This is a genomic window from Rhizobium sp. 01N424 (assembly GCF_056399485.1).
The window spans coordinates 40204-59154 of record NZ_JBFTRK010000015.1 but is presented as its reverse complement, the minus strand read 5'-3'; the positions used below and the strand labels follow the sequence as shown (position 1 = coordinate 59154).

17 protein-coding genes are annotated in these 18951 nt (G+C 57.0%); 8 read left to right on the top strand and 9 right to left on the bottom strand.

The window, feature by feature from the left end; translation table 11 throughout:
* Window positions 1-1493: 1493 nt before the first annotated feature.
* The 3 genes from ligD to amyA all read left to right on the top strand — a co-directional run bounded on the left by ligD (window position 1494) and on the right by amyA (window position 4882).
* Window positions 1494-2531 (top strand): non-homologous end-joining DNA ligase, encoded by a 1038-nt coding sequence (ligD, locus tag AC1DNK_RS26645; RefSeq protein WP_477944106.1) that lies wholly within the window; start codon window positions 1494-1496, stop codon window positions 2529-2531.
* Window positions 2532-2627: 96 nt separating this feature from the next.
* Window positions 2628-2867, top strand: coding sequence for a hypothetical protein (locus AC1DNK_RS26640; protein ID WP_477944105.1), 240 nt, complete (start codon window positions 2628-2630; stop codon window positions 2865-2867).
* Window positions 2868-3394: 527 nt separating this feature from the next.
* The gene (gene amyA / locus AC1DNK_RS26635; RefSeq protein WP_477944104.1) at window positions 3395-4882 is read left to right on the top strand and encodes an alpha-amylase; all 1488 of its coding nucleotides are present in this window, start codon (window positions 3395-3397) and stop codon (window positions 4880-4882) included.
* A 319-nt stretch (window positions 4883-5201) separates the two neighbouring features.
* Here the strand turns inward: amyA and AC1DNK_RS26630 are convergent, their stop codons facing one another.
* Entirely contained in the window at window positions 5202-5468 is a 267-nt protein-coding gene (locus AC1DNK_RS26630) for a hypothetical protein (RefSeq protein WP_477944103.1), read from the bottom strand.
* A gap of 554 nt (window positions 5469-6022) precedes the next feature.
* Window positions 6023-6274, bottom strand: coding sequence for a hypothetical protein (locus AC1DNK_RS26625; RefSeq protein WP_477944102.1), 252 nt, complete (start codon window positions 6272-6274; stop codon window positions 6023-6025).
* A 76-nt stretch (window positions 6275-6350) separates the two neighbouring features.
* Here AC1DNK_RS26625 and ku (AC1DNK_RS26620) point away from each other — a divergent pair, with 76 nt between their 5' ends.
* Together ku (AC1DNK_RS26620) and ku (AC1DNK_RS26615) are read left to right on the top strand one after the other, a co-directional pair.
* Window positions 6351-7229, top strand: a complete 879-nt coding sequence (gene ku, locus AC1DNK_RS26620; RefSeq protein ID WP_477944101.1) for a non-homologous end joining protein Ku — start codon at window positions 6351-6353, stop codon at window positions 7227-7229.
* Between the two features lie 14 nt (window positions 7230-7243).
* Window positions 7244-8062, top strand: coding sequence for a non-homologous end joining protein Ku (gene ku / locus AC1DNK_RS26615; protein ID WP_477944100.1), 819 nt, complete (start codon window positions 7244-7246; stop codon window positions 8060-8062).
* A gap of 133 nt (window positions 8063-8195) precedes the next feature.
* Here the strand turns inward: ku (AC1DNK_RS26615) and AC1DNK_RS26610 are convergent, their stop codons facing one another.
* Entirely contained in the window at window positions 8196-8318 is a 123-nt protein-coding gene (locus AC1DNK_RS26610; protein WP_477944153.1) for a helix-turn-helix domain-containing protein, read from the bottom strand.
* A gap of 126 nt (window positions 8319-8444) precedes the next feature.
* Here AC1DNK_RS26610 and AC1DNK_RS26605 point away from each other — a divergent pair, with 126 nt between their 5' ends.
* On the top strand, window positions 8445-8639 hold the full coding sequence (locus tag AC1DNK_RS26605) for a hypothetical protein (protein WP_477944099.1): 195 nt from the start codon (window positions 8445-8447) through the stop codon (window positions 8637-8639).
* A gap of 639 nt (window positions 8640-9278) precedes the next feature.
* On the opposite strand, the gene AC1DNK_RS26600 is transcribed toward AC1DNK_RS26605, so the two are convergent.
* The 6 genes from AC1DNK_RS26600 to AC1DNK_RS26575 form a co-directional block, all read right to left on the bottom strand.
* Complete coding sequence (locus AC1DNK_RS26600; protein WP_477944098.1) at window positions 9279-9491, bottom strand: hypothetical protein; 213 nt, start codon at window positions 9489-9491, stop codon at window positions 9279-9281.
* A gap of 496 nt (window positions 9492-9987) precedes the next feature.
* The gene (locus tag AC1DNK_RS26595) at window positions 9988-10338 is read right to left on the bottom strand and encodes a hypothetical protein (RefSeq protein ID WP_477944097.1); all 351 of its coding nucleotides are present in this window, start codon (window positions 10336-10338) and stop codon (window positions 9988-9990) included.
* 66 nt (window positions 10339-10404) lie between these two features.
* Complete coding sequence (locus AC1DNK_RS26590; RefSeq protein WP_477944096.1) at window positions 10405-11169, bottom strand: glutamine amidotransferase; 765 nt, start codon at window positions 11167-11169, stop codon at window positions 10405-10407.
* Between the two features lie 57 nt (window positions 11170-11226).
* Window positions 11227-12231, bottom strand: coding sequence for a rhamnose ABC transporter substrate-binding protein (locus AC1DNK_RS26585; protein ID WP_477944095.1), 1005 nt, complete (start codon window positions 12229-12231; stop codon window positions 11227-11229).
* Between the two features lie 54 nt (window positions 12232-12285).
* Window positions 12286-13296, bottom strand: a complete 1011-nt coding sequence (locus tag AC1DNK_RS26580) for an ABC transporter permease (protein ID WP_477944094.1) — start codon at window positions 13294-13296, stop codon at window positions 12286-12288.
* Window positions 13293-15845: an ATP-binding cassette domain-containing protein gene (locus AC1DNK_RS26575; protein WP_477944093.1), complete on the bottom strand. Its 2553-nt coding sequence runs from the start codon at window positions 15843-15845 to the stop codon at window positions 13293-13295. Before AC1DNK_RS26575 ends, AC1DNK_RS26580 begins: the two co-directional genes overlap by 4 nt.
* A 287-nt stretch (window positions 15846-16132) precedes the next feature.
* Here AC1DNK_RS26575 and AC1DNK_RS26570 point away from each other — a divergent pair, with 287 nt between their 5' ends.
* Window positions 16133-17371 carry an ROK family protein gene (locus tag AC1DNK_RS26570; RefSeq protein WP_477944092.1) on the top strand — a complete coding sequence of 413 codons (1239 nt, stop codon included), beginning with the start codon at window positions 16133-16135 and terminating at the stop codon, window positions 17369-17371.
* 230 nt (window positions 17372-17601) lie between these two features.
* On the top strand, window positions 17602-18630 hold the full coding sequence (locus AC1DNK_RS26565; protein WP_477944091.1) for an endonuclease/exonuclease/phosphatase family protein: 1029 nt from the start codon (window positions 17602-17604) through the stop codon (window positions 18628-18630).
* Window positions 18631-18951 lie beyond the last annotated feature (321 nt).

Genomic DNA, 18951 nt, shown 5'->3' with positions numbered 1-18951 from the left:
CGACACTTGGACCCTACAGTTTCTGAGCGCGATAGGTAGTGCGTTCGCGTTTCTCTTCAGGATTCAGCATGACATCCCGACCAGTCTCCCTGTCGGCCGCGATCTTCATTTTATCCCTATTGGTCGCTGCAAACCCATTCGGTCGCGATCTTGCTGACCCGCAGACCACATCGAGCAAACAAATACGCTAAGCATCCAATTCCTTTGTTCGACAAGCTGCACGGCGGCGCAAAATCATGCGACCGTGAAGGCTTGGTCAATCATGGCCTTGAACCTGGCGTCGACCGCGAGCTAGACCCTTTTAGCCACATGTCAGCATTCACGCCCCGCCCTCGCTCTCGCGGGTCGAACCATTCTCCGCCGAACTTCGAGATGAACGCTTCCGCTCCCGCTCGCGTCGCGAAGCAGTTCACCTTGTAGGTTTGTCCCTCGAAGGTGATTGAGTTGATCATACTGCAACGGAGTAACCGATTGCAGTAAAGAGCCTGCTCATCTGCAAGGCTCCCTTCAGAATGGACGGCTAGGATGGCAACCTGATATGGCCATCCACGATCTATGGTCGTTTGGGTCAAGCGTTTGCCCATGAACGTTGGTCCCTGTGATCCTTATCAAAGAGTTGACATTCTAAAGTGATCGGAACAAAAAGGGAACATATAATTTTGCCCTCTCCTCCAGATAGAGCTTGCCAAATGAGTGACATAGACCGCCCAACGCTCCAGCGCTCACCTGTTCTCGTCGCCCACAAGTGCGAATGCGGGGATTGGGCAGGGTTCGGTTTTGGCAAAGGTGCTCAGCAAAACTACTGGTGCTGGAAACACTACCCTTACAAGACGTCTGCCAGGTTGGAAGCTGCTGAAATAGCAGAGGCGTTCGCCAGCAAGGTTGCTTGAGGGTCCCGATCGCTAGTCGGCCCTGATGTAGACCCGGTGGTCACGTCGGCAACTGCGGCGAGGATATAAATCGCGCCCGTGGCCGGGAGCGTCCAGGTCACAGACGTCCCGACGACAATGCCGAGCGTTTCAAACCAACATCCGCCCGAAACGTGATTTTGCAGTTCGTCTCACGCTAGATAGCCTTGAGAGGCGGCCTTCCATTTCGATAAACGCAGAAAAACCCTCACAGCCACTGTGAGGGTTTTTCTTTGCTTATCTAAGGGAGGTCAGCGGTGAACGTTGCGTGCTTGGGTCAAAGCTGGATACGTTCCCGTAAGCAAGTAGCGGGGCTTAGCGGCTCGTCAAGAAATCCAGGCAAAAAATAGCGCCGTGGAGGTGGCGCCAAAGGTGATGCTCAGGAATGGGCATAGGAGCGGACAGGATGACGAAGAGGATCAGCATCAAGCCCATTCCCAATTTAGCGCACCCGTCCCATAAGCCAATACGTCAGTCGTGACTTTCCTTAGACGCCGAATTCCCGAAGAGGAACGAATCGGTTGCGAAACTATTGAGTCCAGAATTGAAGAGGCAATCCCGACCTTTCGATAAGGGCCCGATCTTATGCGTAGTCGATCCAAACCATTGTTGCGAGACGACCAGGTTGCGAAGTCGGCTCCCCGGAAAACGCGAGACCCTGCTCAACCAAATTTGCCATTCGATGCGATCCCCGATCGAATCGAGCCCGCCCTCGCCTTGCTTAGGTCGAAGGCACCCAGCGGTTCTGACTGGACGTTCGAGGTCAAATTCGATGGCTATAGGGTAGCGGTCCATATCGAGCCTAACGGCATTCGCATTCTGACGCGCGGTGGCCATGACTGGACGTCTCGATTTCCCACGATCGCCGAGGCGGCAAGAGACTTGGGTGTCGGGTCGGCGATACTGGATGGCGAGGCTGTCGTGCTCGACAACCGGGGTCGCTCGGACTTCAGCGCATTGCAGCGATCCCTTGGCGGTCGGGGCGGTAAACGTGTCTCGACGGAAGCGGTTTTCTTCGCCTTCGACCTTCTATACTTTGACGGTCACCTGCTGACAAACACCGAGCTGTCGGTTCGTCGTCACTTGCTGACAGATTTCCTCGACGGCGCAACGGGTGCAATACAGATCTCTGAAGAGGTCGATGGTGATGGCGACAAGCTCCTCGAAACGGCCCGCTCACAGGGCCTGGAAGGCATCATTGCCAAGAACCGGGAGAGCAAATACCGATCTGGGCGAACTGGCGATTGGCTCAAGATCAAATGTGTCCAGAGCGAAAGCTTCATCGTCGTCGGGTATGAGCAAAGCAGCGTTGCGCGCGGTGGAATTGGCAGCCTCCTCTTAGCCGCGCGCCAAGGGAACGAATGGAAGTATGTCGGCTCCGTCGGAACAGGTTTCAAAGAGCGTGATGCCATCGATCTGAAGCGGATGCTCGACAAGCTGGCAACAAAGAGCCCGGCGGTCCCAATGCAAGGAAAACGACTGGTTTTCTCTCAGCCGACATTGATTGCAGAAATTGACTTCCGGGGGTGGACCACAGACGGACATCTTCGACATGCGTCGTACAAAGGGCTGCGTGAGAAACAGGACAATGCTTCGGTCTATGAATTTCTGAACGAGGAATGAGAAAGCCGGCCACTCGGTCAGTCCGCTACGCACTTGTTCTTTACTTCACATCGTCCCCCGACTAGTCAGCTCGCTCGACTCAAATGTGGACTGAACATGATGATGCAGAGATACCTCTGGACGTTGGACCGAAGCGACCGGCAAACCCGTAGCGGTTTTTCCACGGAAGCCGAACTTATAGATGTCTTGGTCGCCGAAGACCTGCCGTGCATCCTGCCGCCCGACTGGCTCGTTGCGACGATGCAGATGGATATTGAAGGAAGCGATATCGCAATCCACGAGTCCACTGCGGCCGCAGGCAACATGTGGAAGCTTGAACTAAGGGTGGTAGGGTGATGGTCGGTGCGGCCCGCTTGAGCCGCACCGCTTTGATGACAACTCGCCGTGCATATCTGCCTTCGCCAAACTCTGGAGAAATAGCTCGTCGGACGATGACTTCCCGATGACGTCGACTGCGCGGTCCATGCCATGAGGGACCTCTCAGGAGGGACGTTCACGAAGGTCACTTTTTGCTATATCGTCAATTAGCCGTCGGGCCAAGGCGGCTCTACTCACTAATCTGCTAGATTATCGCGTGCATCCTGGAACAAATGTTCGCGAAGGGCATTCTTCCCGCGCGATTAGCGAGGGCCTTCATGTGAGCAACCATTTCCAAACAAAATCAATGATAAAGAGCGGAACCCGACAGGTTTTTCGGGTCGACGATTTTGCTGACCGGTACAATCTGGACGAAAAGCAAAGACGCGATCTAGTGGCCCTGTTCGGGCAATTCGCCACGCTTCACGAGCTGCTCATAAACAGCCGTCTCCCCCGAGACAGCCGATAGTCGGCCTAGTGTCTCAACATCTATTTTTAGGAACCTGATGAGCAAACGTACCCTCTTCCAATTCTTTCATTGGTACTCTCCAGGAGATGGGCACCTCTGGAAAGAGGTAGCTGAAAAGGCTCCTTACCTCTCGCAGATCGGAATCACCGATGTGTGGTTGCCGCCCGCCTATAAAGGCGCGTCTGGCGCTTCATCGGTTGGATATGACACCTACGATCTTTTCGACCTCGGCGAATTTGACCAGAAGGGCAGCGTGACCACCAAATATGGTGTCAAGGCAGCCTTTGAGAACGCTTGCAAGGCTCTTGTCGAACATGGCTTGCGGCCGATCCATGATGTCGTGCTGAACCACAAAATGGGAGCGGACGAGAAGGAAAGCGTGGTCGTGCGACGGGTGAACTCCGACGATCGAACGCAGATCGAGGACGACGACGTGAAAGCCCTCGCCTACACCCGGTTCACTTTCCCCGGCAGAGCGGGAAAGTACTCCGAATTCATCTGGGACAGGCAGTGCTTCAGCGGCGTCGACGTGATTGAGCAGCCAGATGAGGCCGGCGTCTTCCGGCTTGTGAACGAATATGGCGAAGGCCAATGGAACGATGAAGTCGATGACGAGCTTGGCAATTTCGACTACCTCATGGGAGCCGATGTCGAGTTCCGTAATAACGCAGTCTACGAAGAACTGAAATATTGGGGGCGCTGGTTTTCCGAGCAGGTGCCTGTTGCAGGATTTCGCCTGGATGCGGCAAAACACATCCCGGCGTGGTTCTTTAAGGATTGGGTCGGCCATATGCGCGACGCGGTCGGGACCGACCTATTCGTCGTCGCCGAATACTGGCACCCGAATATGACGACGCTTACAAACTATCTGGAACTCGTCGACAAGCAGCTGATGCTTTTCGACGTTGCGCTCCACCACCGATTCCATGATGCCTCAAAGGCTGGTGGAGAATTCGACATGCGGACTATCTTCGATGGATCGCTCGTATCTTCAATTCCAGACCACGCCGTCACTCTGGTGGATAATCACGACACACAGCCCCTGCAATCGCTGGAAGCGACAGTCGAGCCGTGGTTCAAGCCCCTCGCCTACGCCTTGATCCTCTTGCGCGAACACGGCACGCCCTGCGTTTTCTATCCGGATCTGTATGGCGCGGAATACAGTGACGAGGCCGTAGGCGGCAGCCAGCAGACGGTAAACATGCCGGCAGTCAGCTGCCTGTCCAAGCTGATAGAAGCGCGCGAGCGGTTCGGCAATGGCCCGCAGAGTGAACATTTCGACGACGCGCATGTGATCGGTTTCGTCCGTCACGGAACAGAAAGCGAGCCGGGTTGCGTGGTTGTCATGTCCAATGGCGGAGAAGGAAAAATATCCGTTGATCTTGGCTTAGGCCATTCGAGCACCTCCTTTGTTGACTTTCTGGGTCATCGTGACGGCGAGATAACAACTGATGACAGAGGTCACGGCGATTTCCCAACCAATGGAGCAAGTGTCAGCGTTTGGGTCCGACGGGATGCTTTATAACCCTCTTGACGACTTTCCCCAGCCGATGTCGTCGGTCGCCGAATTCAACGTACGTCTGTGATCAGATTGTTCAGCAAAACGCGCGCTCATCAATCGGATTCTGAAATCCATCACGTCCTAATCTGGCTGTAACTGTCTCGTTTAGACCCTGGAGATGTTCAGTGCGTCGCATTGCTTCGGCGAGATGGATGCATAAAGCATGCGAATATTGCCCGGCACTTCAAATCCGGGGTCCTGGATGCTACTGCCAATTTTCACGAAACAACCGACAGGCTCACCACGCAGGCTCTACAGCGCATCAGGTCAAACCGAGCTGCACCTAGACCACCTCAGCCGTGTCATCGAGCTCGCCTGCCAGCGTGTCGTCGATACTGACCCCTTCGCCTGGTACACTAGGCGAAAGATCGTCCCCACCAAATGATGCGATCTGTACCATCATCTCTTTGGCGCGCAATATCGCCGCGCTCTCACCTCCAGCCGCGTCGGAGGCCATACGGACAGAGATCATCTCATTTCCCTCACCGTGAAATTCGACAGTCAAGGTTCCTTCGGTGGTTTTGGCAACATTCGTATTGAGCAACTGCATGTGAATTCTCCTGTTAAATTGCCGCATCGGTGGACCCGTGCAACTAGCGTCTTGTACAGGGCCGCGACAGCCGCGCCTTTAATCAGGCACATTGTGGGGAGCGGTCTCGCCTTCGACGAACGCCTCCCTCGCCTGCCTCAGTCTTTTAGTCTTGATGGCGCGAAGCTGCCTCTCCTCTTGCAGCGTCTGCATTGCAATGCGATCCGTTTGTTCTCGGGCCTCGATACGCGCCTGCTGTGAACTCGCTTGTCGCCGTCTCGATACGTGTTCGTCCATGGAAATCACACTTTCATATGCGCCAGAGGCGCATGTCCAAGTTCTGTTCGGACGCGCTTGGTTGGGATGAAATCGCGCCGGACGGGTGGGGCGCTCGACTGCCGTTTCGTTGGCCATAGGAAGAAATCGGAAAAATTCCCATGTTCACCATCCCCGTCACGTCCGATTGACACGGTCGCGATCTCGCAAAAGTAATGACAATCTGACGATGTTGTTCCGATAATCGATTGCTCCGTCCGTTGCCGTACGGAGTGCATTTGCGACAAAGACGCTGTCGTTCAGTGGTATGCCGACGATGACGGAGCGGTTGCCTTCGTCACCATCGGTCCATTGTAGTTCTGGATCAAATGATCGGTGATCTGCCTCTCGTCAAAACCAAGGGAGTACAGCGCGATAGCGGCTGTACAGAGAACGTCGGCCACCTTGTGGTCGAACGCAACCTGGTGGACGCGAAACCAGGTCACGACCGCGTTCAACAGGATCGGACCGCTTCTGCCAGCTTCGCCATTGTCTTCTTGATGCCGCGACATTTCTTTCCCTCGATCATGGCTAGGAACGAAAGCATGAACAGGGAGTTGAGCAAAAGGTTCCAGAGGGAGTTACGACATGGCCGCTCATCGCGCTCAGTGGAAGGGTCACATCAAGATCGGCGAGCTCAGCTGTGGTGTCGGTCTCTATACGGCGGCTTCCACGTCGGATCGCATCACCTTCCATACCGTGAACGCGGCCACGGGTAATCGGGTCCGCCGGGAGTTTATCGACAGCGAAACCGAAGAAACTGTCGAGCGTGACGAACAGGTCAAGGGTTTCGACGTCGGAGACAACCAGTACATCATGATCGACCCGGAAGAGGTGACGGCTGTCATTCCGGATTCTGACAAGATGCTGGAAATTGAAGCCTTCCTGCCCTGCTCCGACATTGACGATGTCTATTTCGACAAGCCCTATTATCTCGTACCGACGGATGATGTCTCTGAGGATGTGTTCGCCGGACTTCGTGAAGCGCTCAAGGAAGCGAGCGTCACGGCAATCGCCAGGACTGTTCTGTTCCGCCGGATGCGGACTGTGTTGATCCGAGCCCACGGACGGGGCCTGATCGCTACCACCCTCAATTTCGATTACGAGGTCCGTTCCTCTGAAGAGGCATTCAAAGAGATGCCGTCGATCAAAGTCGACGGTGAAATGCTTGATCTCGCCAAACACATCATCGGCACCAAGAAGGGCGATTTCGACCCTGCCCAGTTCGAGGACCGATATGAGAAAGCGCTCGCAGACCTGGTGAAGGCAAAGGCCGAGGGCAAGACGCTTCCCAAGCCGAAGCCCGTCGCGGTTTCAAAGCCAAACGATCTTCTCAAGGCATTTCGCGAAAGCGCCGGCATGGGAAAAGCCAAGCCTAAGAAGGCTGCCAACGCCAACGCCCGGAGGTCCAAAAAGGCGGTCGCGGACAAATCGAACGGCAAAACCCCACAGAAGAAAGCCAGCTAGGAGGAAGATCACCCATGGCCCCGCGTCGCCCCTACTGGAGAGGCTATCTCAAACTTTCGCTGGTCACCTGCCCTGTCGCCATGAGCCCCGCGACTTCCGATAGCGAGAAGGTCCGTTTCCATACGCTCAACAAACAGACCGGAAACCGTGTCGTGTCACAATACGTGGATTCGGTGACCGGAAAGTCCGTCAAGGAGGAGAACGAGGCGAAGGGGTACGAACGCGGCGAGAACGATTATGTTTTGCTCACCGATGAGGAGTTGGAATCAGTCGAGCTGGAGACGGTTCGCACAATCGATATCGAGAAGTTCGTTCCCCGTGAAAGCATCGAGTGGGTGTATCTTGAGACGCCGCACTATCTGATGCCAAACGACAAGATCGGGAATGAGGCGTTTGCGGTGATCCGGGATGCCATGGAAGCCGACGACGTCCTCGGTATCTCCAGGGTTGTCATCGGCAGGCGAGAACGCGCCGTCGTTCTGGAGCCTCGCGGCAAGGGCATTGTCGTCTGGACACTCCGTTTTGGCGACGAGGTCCGTCCTGAGGGAGAATACTTCCAGGAAATTGACAAGAAAGCCGACCCTAAGACCGTCGAGGTCATCAAGAAGATGATCAAGCCGAGGATGGAGAAATGGTCGCCCTCGATGGTGACTGATCCAATACAGGAAAGTCTGCTGAAGCTTATCGCCTCGAAGAAGAAAGGGGTGAAACCCACACGGAAGACCGACAGCAAAAAGGACAAGTCGGAGAAGCCGTCCAATGTCATCAACATTATGGATGCGTTGAAGAAGAGCGTTGAGGCCGACCTGAAAGGTCGCAGGAAAAGTGGATGACGGGTCCCGCTGCAGTTGGTGCGCGACAGCGGCTTGAGTGTCGGCATGTGAATGCGACTTCAAGCAACCCCACACCCCTTCCTCAGTAGATCGTGCCCGCTCGAAGTGCCGCGGCTACAAGCGCCGTATCCTTCTAGACGGAAAAGGTCTCCTTCAACCTGTCGATATGCGTTCGCACGGTGTGGACGGAGATCCCAAGAATATCGGCGATTTCTTGCGCGCTCTTCCCGTCGCACATTAAGACGAGGACTTGAATGGATCCCCAGATTTCATGGTCGTGCCACCAAAAACGACCGCTTGGATCGACTTGGCACTATATTTGAAAGGTCTAATTAAAGGAATGTGCGCATTCTCATGACACTCGCAACGCAAGGCCCTGGTCATGGATGGACAGCCCGAGATACCTAGCGCGGCCAGCCTTGTGATTGGCGCGGTCGCCGGCATGATCGCCGTGAAAATCGCCATCCTCTACAGCCTGACGGGAATTCCGTACGTCTTGGGCGTTCTCGCTCTTATCATCGCCCTGACGCAGTTCGGGTTGCGGTTCGTCAGCCAATTCTGGCGCGATTCGATTTAGAACCTTTTGAGGAACCATCACAGGCGCAGCGTTCATGGTGCGCTGGCTTGTTCCTATCTCAGCTATGTCACTCTCGCGATTAGCCCCACCCTCAAGCGGGGCTTTCTTTTGCTTGGTCATACGGGCAAATCATTGGAGGCTGACTTTCGGAGGAGGCCCAGGGTCACGCCGCAGCATCTTCACAGTTTTGACGCTGGCCCGTCCGGGTGCCATCTCGCCATTTTGCCCGTCGACAGCAGTGAACGTTAAAGGCTCGCCCTGGCTTGAGAAACGAGCCTTCCACTTCTCGGCGGCTGCGCAACTGGCTGAGCATTGCAGCGTACGCTCACTTCTATGATCATCGATGGTTCCCCGTCGACAGAACGCCACAGCGTCGTCGACGGGGATCGAGGTGCCCACCAGCGCCCGGAATTGAACCATTCACTGCGCCGTCGTCGCGATCAACTCCTTCAACGCATTGAAGATGGAGTTGCTAAACGAAGTTCCGAGATAAGCATGGTGTAACGTGACCTTTAGTTTCGGAGGCACTGGAACGAGTTGCGGGTGGCACCGTTGTCTTCCGAACCTACGGGTTCCACGCGCCTCGCATGGACTTCCCCGGCGTCTGACCGGATAGCAACTGTGAGGCGCGGCCAGATTTCACGAACGCTCGGGCAAGTCTGCCGTATCGATTTCTAAATCAGTTTTTCTTCCCCGATCCTCGACACGATCGATTCGTGAAAGCAGATCGGCGAAGGGATCGTGACAGGAATCTTCGGGGCTGTACAACGATTGAAGCCGTCGACGGAGGTTTGCGTCGCCGGCATGGAGGTCGAAACGCGGGCTTGCGCTGATATCATTGCGCTGAATCATGTGTCTCGCTCCAAGTAATGCGGGTCTGGAACGCATCAGCCCGAGATCGGTTCCAGTTGCCGCTCGTTTCCCCTCGGAACAGTCTCCACGAAAATTCCCGAGCCTTGCCAATAGCGTTGCTGCCAATCGCGTATCCCGCCTAAGATCGGCATTAGACGCCTGATAAGCTATCGGCGGCCATCATCAGCTTTTGTTCAAGCTGTCAAGCCGAACCGTGCCGAGCCAGGCCGTGGAAGCTATCCAGTCCGCCGAGAAAGAGATGGGCGGCCGGCAAGGATGGAACGGAGGTATCGACCGCGTCAGGATGGACGCCGATCAAAAGATCCCGCTCCATTGTCGAGCCCTCATGTCGGTCGGCTCTATTCGTGACGCTCGGCCCAGTGCGGATAGGTCACATACGCAGACGCCGGCGGCTTCGTCCGGGACTTCAGCGACCTCTCGGTCTTGAAGCACCTGACACACCCTATCCAGGAAAATTGGCTCTCACTTGCGGCATTTAGCCGGCCGGCCGCAGCTTCGATTTGATCTGTGCATTCGAGGACTGGATCGAAAGCGCGCGCCAGTCCCCACGAGCGCCCTCGCGCTCGCGAATATGCGCAATGTACTGAGCCCGCGCCTCCCGCATTGTGATGTGACCGGCGGTCCACTCCTCAACGAGTTCGGCAAATTTCGGATCGCTGTCAACTGCTATGCCCATGCTGGCAGCCCTAGCCAATGCTTTGGTGGCTACGGCGCGCCGATGTTCAATCATGTTCGGATCCAAGATTCGCTGGAGCTGGAAGATGCCAGAAGTGATCGCCTCTTGCAGTAGCAGGATGGCAACACCCGCGATGGTGCTCGACCGCATTGGCAACGGCCAGACAGCGGCGATACTAGACCAAACCACTGCCCTGGCGTTTATGAAAGCGCGCCGTCAGATCTGGCGGACAAGCCATCTGACCATGTTCGCCATCAGCAGGTCATACCCGTCCCATTCCATAAACTCTGTCGATAGCCAATGAGGACCTATATCGCTCATCCACGCCAGTGATCGGCCTTTGCCAAAGTCCCGGACAGCCAGAAGAGGCAGCCCTTCTCCGCGCCGGTCACAATGAACAAGGGTCGTTGAATCATTTTGCGCGCGTTCTGCCACCCTGTTCATGCCCAACAGGTAGGGTATCGGCGTTGTGATGCCACGCAGGATTGGGTGGTCTGGCTCCGTGATGCGGGGATCTAAACCCTCAGGCGCCTCGAGGCCATCCGGTCCGGCATAGATCTTGACGGGAAGCGCATCGTCCACGGCCGTATCATGAAACAGGGCCAGTCCGTCGATCCCCTGAAAGCTGCAATAGCCTCCCGCCATCATCAACGAACCGCCCTCCAGCACCCACTGGCGCAGCAGCTCGAGGCGGTTGACCGAGCGGCGGCCTTTCCTGGTCTCCGGCGTATAAAGCAACGAGAGCGCTCCGACGTCCGAAAGTACGACGGCTGCGTATTCCGAAAGCTGCTCCTTTGTCGTCGGGAACTCGCTTTCGCACCGCTCTCCACCGATCTGGGTCACGTCAAACCCATGTCTTGTCAGGGCTTCGATCCAGCGAAGTCCTCCATTGGAAAAGCGAGCTGACGCGCTGACCTCATAGCCTTTCGACGCAAATGAGGTCACGTGGAAAGTCTCGCCAGCGAGAAGGACCGGCTTCATTTCGTTCTCCGATTTTTGTTGGAGGTGGAGCGCTGATAGCGCTCCACCCGTCAGGCTTCAGAACTTGAATTCATCGACGTTCTTCGGGGTGACGATCTCGGCTGGCCCAAGAAGCACTTCGCCCTTCGCACCGACCTTGTAGGAGCCCAGGCGTCCTGCCTCGAAGCTCTCGCCCTCCTTGCCCGTCACCTTGCAAGACGCCACCGCCTGCGCTGCGTAATAGGTCAGGTAGCCGAGATCCTTGACGTTCCACCAGATGTCCTGGACCGATCCGTTCTGGATGTATTTCTTGATGAGCGTCGCCGGTGCCAATCCCGTCAGCTTGACCTTGCCAAGCAGGCCCGCCTGATCCATAGCGCGTGCGGCTGCCGGCAGGCCTATGCCAGCGGGAATGATGATACCTTTCAGGTTGGGAAAGGCCTGTGCAAGCGCCAGCGCCTGCTGCTGGTTGACCTGCTCGCTTTCCTGGCCGTAGGCGACCTGGACCAGCTTCATCTTCTCGTATTTCTTGTCGCCCGCCATGCGCTTCTTCATGAAGTCGATCCAGGCGTTCTGGTTGGTTGCTGTCGGCGTTGATGACAGGATTGCAAACTCTCCGTCGTAGTTGATCATCTGACCCATCGATTCCAGCATCATCTCCGCCAGGCTGTCGCCGGCGGCCTGGTTCAGGAAGAGCGTTCTTGCTGCCTGCGAAACGTCCGAATCGTATGAGACGACCTTGACGCCCTGCTTTTCGGCGCGGCGCAATGCGGGTGCGACCGCATTCGCGTCATTGGCAGAGATTGCGATCACACCAACCTTCTGGGAGACCAGATTATTGATGAAATCGATCTGGGCTTCAGCGGTCGCTTGCGACGGGGCCTGCTTGACCGCCTTGCCACCGATCTCCTTGGCCGCCTCTTCTGCACCGGTCTGGGCGACCTGGAAATAGGGATCTGTATCGAGCTTCGGCAGGAAGCCGACGGTCACTGGCTCCTTGGCGCATTCGGCGGCCTGCGCTGCGGCAAACGGCGCAACCAGGCACGAAGCGATAAGAAGCGATCGAATAAGTTGGGATGTCATGCTGTTTCCTCCTCCAATGGATCCGGTACGATGTGGACAGGCCAGTCCCGGAAACTACTTGCCTGGTTTGATGTCGAACTTGCGAAGTCTGGCTCTGGCAAAGACACGTTCGGCCGCGTTGCTGGCAACGAGCGACAGGATCAGAAGCAGGCCGATGACAGTGCCCTGTGCATCCCCGCCGATCTGCAGAAGGCCGAGCACGTTTCTGATGGTGGCGACCAATAAGAGCGCCCACAGCACGCCCGTCAGTTTGCCCCGCCCGCCAAAGACACTGATGCCTCCGAGCAGTGCGATGGTGATCACATCGAGCTCGATCCCGAGCGCGTTGTTTGCCCGCGCATTGGCCAGGCGTGCCGTGTAGACCATGCCGGCTGCGGCACAGACGACGCCTGATGTCACAAAAAGACCGAAGACCAACCGTGCGAGGCGAATGCCGGAGTAACGGGCAGCATCCGGGCTGCCGCCGACCGCATAGATGCGTCGTCCAAGCGGCATTTTTTGCAGGATCACGGCAAAGATCGGGGCAAGGATCAGGAATGGGACGATCGTTTCCGGGATCGGCGAGTTGCCAAGCGTGTCTATCCCGAAATCAAGGAAGCTATCCGGAAATTCGTTGATCGATCCTGACCCCAGGAGAATATAGCCGATGCCTCGAAAGAGAGCCATTGTGCCAAGGGTCACCACCAGCGATGGCAGCCCGAGCGCCGTCACCAGAATGCCATTGAAAGCCCCGCACAGCCCGCCGGCAATCAGTGTCAACGGAATTGCAAAAACGAGAGGCATGCCTGATTGGACCAGAAGGCCGAACAGAACGCTTGTCAGCGCCAGGATGCTTCCGACGGACAGATCGATTTCGCGCGCAATGATCAAAAGTACCATTGGCAAGACGATGAGCGCGCGTTCGGAAATGCCGGCAATCGCTTGCGAAATATTGAATGCGGACGTGAAATTGTCGACGCCTGCTACGGCGTAGACAACGACGATCACCGTCAGTACTGCGAGGAAATTATCCCAGTTTGCAAAGCGGCTGATAAAGTCAGGTCCCTGCGTGCGGCTCTCGCTCATTGCCCAACCCCCTGATGTTTCCCGGTTGCCCGACGTGCCACATAGGCGTCGATGCCGATGGCAATCAGGATGACAAGACCGTAGACACCCTGAAGCCAAAGCGGATCGACACGCACCAGCGTCAATCCATTGTTGATGACCAGAAGCATCAATGCTCCTGCAGCCACGCCTAGGACCGTGCCCGAGCCGCCGCGAACGGCAACCCCGCCAACGACAACGGCGGCAATGACCGTCAGCTCAAATCCATATGCGACGCGCGCATCGACGGTGGCATAGCGCGATGCCCAGAGCGCGCCATCGAAACCGGCAAGCAGACCTGACATGCAAAAGGCAAGCAATACACGGGATCGCGCTGGAATGCCGATCAGTTTCGCACCATCCGGATTGGATCCGATCGCGTAGAACTCACGCCCGATCGAGGTCGATCTCAGGAAATAGCCGACTGCGCCAAGGGTCAGGACGGCGATGATGAGAACGGCAGGAATGCCGAGGATTTCGGTTGCCGTCATGTCCAGCCATGACTGTGGCACCTGGTCCGCACTGACCTGAGTGCCGGCTGCCCAGAGACTGTTCACGCCCCTGAAGACGGACATCGTCCCGAGAGTGACAACGATTGCAGGGACCCGTCCGTAGGTGACGATCAGCCCGTTCAACAGCCCTGCCGCCAGGCCGATCGCACATGCCAGCAAGACGCCGCCAAAAACACCGATCTCTGGATGGGCATGAAGCGTCGAGGCCGCGCCATAGGCAGCCAGACCGATGATCGCCGCAACCGAAAGGTCAATGCTGCGGGTCACGATCACAAGCATCTGCGCCAGTGCCACGATCATAAGCAGTCCGGCATCCATGGCAAGTGCGGACAGATTGGCTCCGCTCAGCATTCGCACGTTCAGGATCGAGACCGGTATGACAACGGCAGCAATAGCCGCCAGAAGGCCAAGCTCTCGGCGCGCAAGCATGCTCTTTGGGGACGCAGTCTCGCGATGGTCAGGCTGTGAGGTGCCGTCCTGAGATGGACGCGCAACGATGCCGCCATCGACCTTGCTGACGACAGCGTCGGTTGCGGCGGCGATAATCTTTTCTTGGCTTGCTTCCTGCCTGGAAAACTCGGCCGTGACGCTACCTTCCCTAAGGACCACGATCCTGTCCGACATTCCAAGGAGTTCTGGAAGTTCCGACGATATCAGGATGATTGCCATGCCCTGGCTGGCAAGATCTGCCATCATGGCGTGGACGTCTGCCTTCGTCTGGACGTCGATACCCTGGGTCGGCTCGTCGAGAATGAGCAGGCGCGGCTTGGTCGCCAGCCATTTGGACAGAACCACCTTCTGCTGATTGCCCCCAGACAGGGCGCTGACCGGCTGATCGTAGGAGCTGAACCTGAGGCGCAGGCGCGACAGAAAAGGCTCGGCGATCCCGATCTCCTTTCGCCGGGATATCAGGCGTGTCGAGGTGGTTTCGTCGAGAACCGTCAGCGTCGCATTGGTCAGGATCGGGAAATCCATGACCAGGCTTTGACCGATCCGGTCTTCGGAGACATAGGCAATCCCCTGTTCCATCGCATCCTTCGGCGAGGAAAACTGCCTCGGACGTCCGTCGATTTCGATAGATCCTGCGCTCGGCTGGTCGATACCGAAGAGAACACGGGCGATTTCGGTCCGGCCGCTGCCGACAAGGCCGCCCAGACCCAGGATTTCGCCTGCCCGGACATCGAACGTCGCACCACGAAATGCGCCGTCCCTGGCAAGACCCTTGATGCTGAGGACGACTGCACCCGGCGCCGTTGAATGGCGAGGGTAAAGACCATCGAGCGACCGGCCGACCATCATCTGTACGGCCCGCTCGCGCGACAGGTCCGATGCCGGTTCTGTACCAACATGCTTTCCGTCGCGCAAAACGGCGATCCTGTCGGCAATCCGATAGATCTCGTCCATGCGATGGCCAACAAACATCATGGCGACGCCGCGCGCTCGCAAGCTGTCGACCACGGAAAACAGCCGCTCGACTTCCCTTTGCGACAGCGCTGCGGTCGGCTCGTCCATGATCAGCACCGACGCGTCAAGAGAAAGCGCCCTGGCAATTTCGACCAGTTGCTGTTCAGACGTCCTGAGGCCGGACAGCGGGGCCGTCACATCGACGGTGAGACCAACGATTGCCAGCAACCGGCGGGCGTCTGCCTCAATCTGCCGGCGATCGAGCCTCAAGCGAAGTCCGGTCTGCCCAATGAACAGGTTTTCGGCGATGCTGAGATCAGGAAACAATCCCGGATGCTGGTGCATCACCGCGATGCCGGCTTTTTGCGCTTCCAGCGGCGAAGAGAATGCCTGGGGCTCTCCCCGCATCAGAACGCGGCCATGGTCAGGATGATGGACGCCAGCCAGCAGTTTTACGCAGGTGCTTTTGCCTGCACCGTTCTCGCCCAGAAGCGCCAGCACTTCGCCGGCACGCAGCTCGATCGAAACGTTGGAGACGGCTGCCGTTCCCCCGAAAACCTTGGTCACGTTTTCGAGCGATGCGACGACCGTCCCAGCGGCTTGGGAAGCAGTCATGTTTGCCACGTCAAGCATTGCCGCCGGCCAGTCCGTTCAGATCATGGAATGGATAGCGATCATGCATATGGTGGCGTCTCCTCTCAGTCGTCAAAAGAAATCCCAACTCCCACTGGGATTAATTAAAGCAATTTAATATAATTGTAATGCGAACACGTCAAGGGCAATCTGTCGGAGGTCACCCGCGCGGGCTAGCCGTCAAGGCCTTGTGCAAATCAAGGGTGGCGGATAGGGCTTCTTAGATAAAGCAGGCTGCATTTTTTGAAACATCGATACTGGTGGGGAACATGGCGGGCAAAGGCAGCAACTCGGTACAGTTACGGCACTACAACGAGCGTGTTGTTCTGGACGCGGTGCGCCGCTTCGGCCAGGCTTCCAAGGCAGAAATTGCCCGCTTTGCCCATCTGACCCCCCCTGCTGTCGCGGGCATCGTCGATGCGCTGGTTCTTGGTGGCTATCTCGTGGAGAACGGGCGGCGCTACGGCGGCAAAGGGCAGCCATCTGCCATGTATGCTCTGGCAAGCGATGGTGCCTATTCAATCGGCTTTCACATCGGCAGGCGGTCGATGGATGCCATCCTGATCGATTTTGCCGGCAAAAGCGTAGCCTATGAAACACATGACTACGACCATCCGGATCCGGACACGGTCAAGCGGCTGGCAGCCAGTGCAGTCAACAGGTTCAAGAAGCAGTTGGGGCCGCAACCAAGCCTCCGCCTCACGGGTATCGGCGTCTCGGCGCCATATTTCATCGGCGGCTGGGATGAAGAACTTGGCTTTCCAGGCGATGTTCAGCTGGCCTGGCGCCAATTCGACCTGAAGGCGCATTTCGTCGAAACCTATGTACTGCCCGTGATGATCGAAAACGATGCGTCGGCAGCGGCGGTCGCCGAACTCGTCTTCGGGCTCGGACAGCAGTTTACCGACTTCCTGCATATATCGCTTAGCACCTTCGTCGGCGCCGGGCTCGTTCTTGACGGTACGCTGCAGACCGGGCCGAACGGCAACACTGCTGCTTTTGGGCCATTTCCGGTAACCCATTCAAACCTGAGTTCCGTTCCGAAGCCCGCTGGCAGGTTTGAAGTGCTCCTCCACCGCGCTTCGATCTACACGCTGATCCATCACCTGAAGACCAATGGCATCGACATCAGCCGCGTCCGTGACCTGGACCCGATGCCGGCACAAGCCCGAAGGTTCGTCGAAGAATGGCAGGACGATTGTGCCGACGCGCTTGCCCAGGCCATCATCGGCAGTATCGCCGTCGTCGATGTCGAAGCCATCGTGATTGACGGGTTACTCCCCTCACCTCTCCTTCTCGACACGGTCAGCCGCGTGCGGGCCTGTTTCACCCAGATGCTTCCCCCCGGGCTCATTGCTCCCAAGATTACAGCCGGCAATCTCGGTGCGCGGGGTTCGGCACTCGGCGCCAGCATCATGCCGATCTATGCACAGTTTGGGCCGGATACCGGGGTGCTGATGAAGAAGGGGCTCGACAAGAAACCGTTGATGATCGGCTCACCGTCATGATGGCCGCCACGGTGTGGTCTGAGCCTGGACCGCGCGGGCGATCCGTCTTCGAGCCGAGAAGACCTGACGAGGTTTGGCGTCAGTGCATGCGCCCAACGACCTCTTCCATGGCGCCGTCGCGAAGACGCCTGCTCCCAGCTTTTTCGTTTACACCAAATGTGAGACAGTCCGTTACTTCCTGCCGCCTTTCGGATAGCTGATGGGCACGTTCTCAAACCCATGGGACTTGAATGCGCAAGGCACTGACAGTGACGGTACTCGCGTCCGCCATCTTATACGCAGGCATGGTGATTGCCGTCGTTGCGTTTTCCGAGCAGTACTGGCTACTCGATCTACTGACATTTGCGTGGCAATATGTTGTGGCGGCAGGACTGGTGCTTCTCGTTGCCGCGTCATTAACGAAAGCGAAGCTCGCGGTTGCGATAACTCTCTCGGCTCTCGTGATATCGATCTATCCCTATGCTGCTGTCCCGGTGGCCCAAACGGCCGCTCGATGCAGTTTTCGTGTTGTGACGGCCAACCTTTTCATCGAAAACACAGACGGTCCGGATCAGTTTCTAGCGTTTATAAAAAAGGAACAACCGGATCTTCTGGTGCTGCAGGAGACGCTGGACACATGGCAGGACCCAATCCGCAATCTTGGCCTTTTTCCATATGAAACGACCCGGGACCTGATGACCTATGATCGGGTCAAGGTGTTCTCGAGGTTTCCGATCCTGCGTGAGAGCATGGTATCGGGCCCCGCGATTGGCGGGCAGTTCCACAAGCACCCCGTGCGCCTCGAGCTCGGTGGCTGGAACCGCCCTCTCGTCCTTTACGCAATCCATCCGGACACACCGCGATCTCTTCAGCAATGGCATGAGCGGAATCTCCATCTGAAAACATTGGCAAGCAGCGTTAGATCAGATCTTCCTGCTTCCGACGTCGTCGTCGCAGGCGACTGGAACACACCACGCGCCTCCGGTTTCTACAGGGATGTTTTGAAGAAAACGGGCCTTGCCGTTGCGGGTGACGGTGATCCCTGGATAACAAGCCGCTTCAGCCTGAAACTGTATCCTTATTTCTACCTCGGTTCGACGATCGACCATGTCGCGGTTTCCGCTGCGTTAGCCGTCAGTGATCGACGGACGGGTCCGATGTATGGATCAAACCATCTTCCGGTCATTGCCGATATTGGACGTTCGGCGCCGGATGGCGCGCAGAATCCGCGTCCCGACGGGGCGACAGATCGATCATCGGCCTGCGCATCGGCGCGCTAAGGAAGAAGGCGCTAATGAAAGCCCGGGTGAGGATTTTCTGCAATTCAACTGCCCTGCCATGCGCAAGCCGGCACATAATCAGGTAGCAACATCTGTAACGCATTCGGGGCCGAGGCCGTCGCACACCTTGCCCGGCTCAAGTATCCGCAGTTGACTTGCAGGATTTGCGGAGCGACTGCCGGGATTGTGCTCAAAAATAGCACCAGTAGAGATGGCGCTAAGGTGAAGCTAGGGAGTGAGCACAAGGGAACTGAGCAACGAGGGGGTTGTAGCTCCGCTCAACCATAGAGATATGTTTCCTTGATCAAAGGCCAAGCCCGA

Bases quoted from the DNA above. Each gene is read 5' to 3' on its own strand.
- ligD (WP_477944106.1), top strand. From the start codon at position 1,494: ATGCGTAGTCGATCCAAACCATTGTTGCGAGACGACCAGGTTGCGAAG.
- AC1DNK_RS26640 (WP_477944105.1), top strand. From the start codon at position 2,628: ATGATGATGCAGAGATACCTCTGGACGTTGGACCGAAGCGACCGGCAA.
- amyA (WP_477944104.1), top strand. From the start codon at position 3,395: ATGAGCAAACGTACCCTCTTCCAATTCTTTCATTGGTACTCTCCAGGA.
- AC1DNK_RS26630 (WP_477944103.1), bottom strand. From the start codon at position 5,468: ATGCAGTTGCTCAATACGAATGTTGCCAAAACCACCGAAGGAACCTTG.
- AC1DNK_RS26625 (WP_477944102.1), bottom strand. From the start codon at position 6,274: ATGTCGCGGCATCAAGAAGACAATGGCGAAGCTGGCAGAAGCGGTCCG.
- ku (WP_477944101.1), top strand. From the start codon at position 6,351: ATGGCCGCTCATCGCGCTCAGTGGAAGGGTCACATCAAGATCGGCGAG.
- ku (WP_477944100.1), top strand. From the start codon at position 7,244: ATGGCCCCGCGTCGCCCCTACTGGAGAGGCTATCTCAAACTTTCGCTG.
- AC1DNK_RS26605 (WP_477944099.1), top strand. From the start codon at position 8,445: ATGGATGGACAGCCCGAGATACCTAGCGCGGCCAGCCTTGTGATTGGC.
- AC1DNK_RS26600 (WP_477944098.1), bottom strand. From the start codon at position 9,491: ATGATTCAGCGCAATGATATCAGCGCAAGCCCGCGTTTCGACCTCCAT.
- AC1DNK_RS26595 (WP_477944097.1), bottom strand. From the start codon at position 10,338: ATGCGGTCGAGCACCATCGCGGGTGTTGCCATCCTGCTACTGCAAGAG.
- AC1DNK_RS26590 (WP_477944096.1), bottom strand. From the start codon at position 11,169: ATGAAGCCGGTCCTTCTCGCTGGCGAGACTTTCCACGTGACCTCATTT.
- AC1DNK_RS26585 (WP_477944095.1), bottom strand. From the start codon at position 12,231: ATGACATCCCAACTTATTCGATCGCTTCTTATCGCTTCGTGCCTGGTT.
- AC1DNK_RS26580 (WP_477944094.1), bottom strand. From the start codon at position 13,296: ATGAGCGAGAGCCGCACGCAGGGACCTGACTTTATCAGCCGCTTTGCA.
- AC1DNK_RS26575 (WP_477944093.1), bottom strand. From the start codon at position 15,845: ATGACTGCTTCCCAAGCCGCTGGGACGGTCGTCGCATCGCTCGAAAAC.
- AC1DNK_RS26570 (WP_477944092.1), top strand. From the start codon at position 16,133: ATGGCGGGCAAAGGCAGCAACTCGGTACAGTTACGGCACTACAACGAG.
- AC1DNK_RS26565 (WP_477944091.1), top strand. From the start codon at position 17,602: ATGCGCAAGGCACTGACAGTGACGGTACTCGCGTCCGCCATCTTATAC.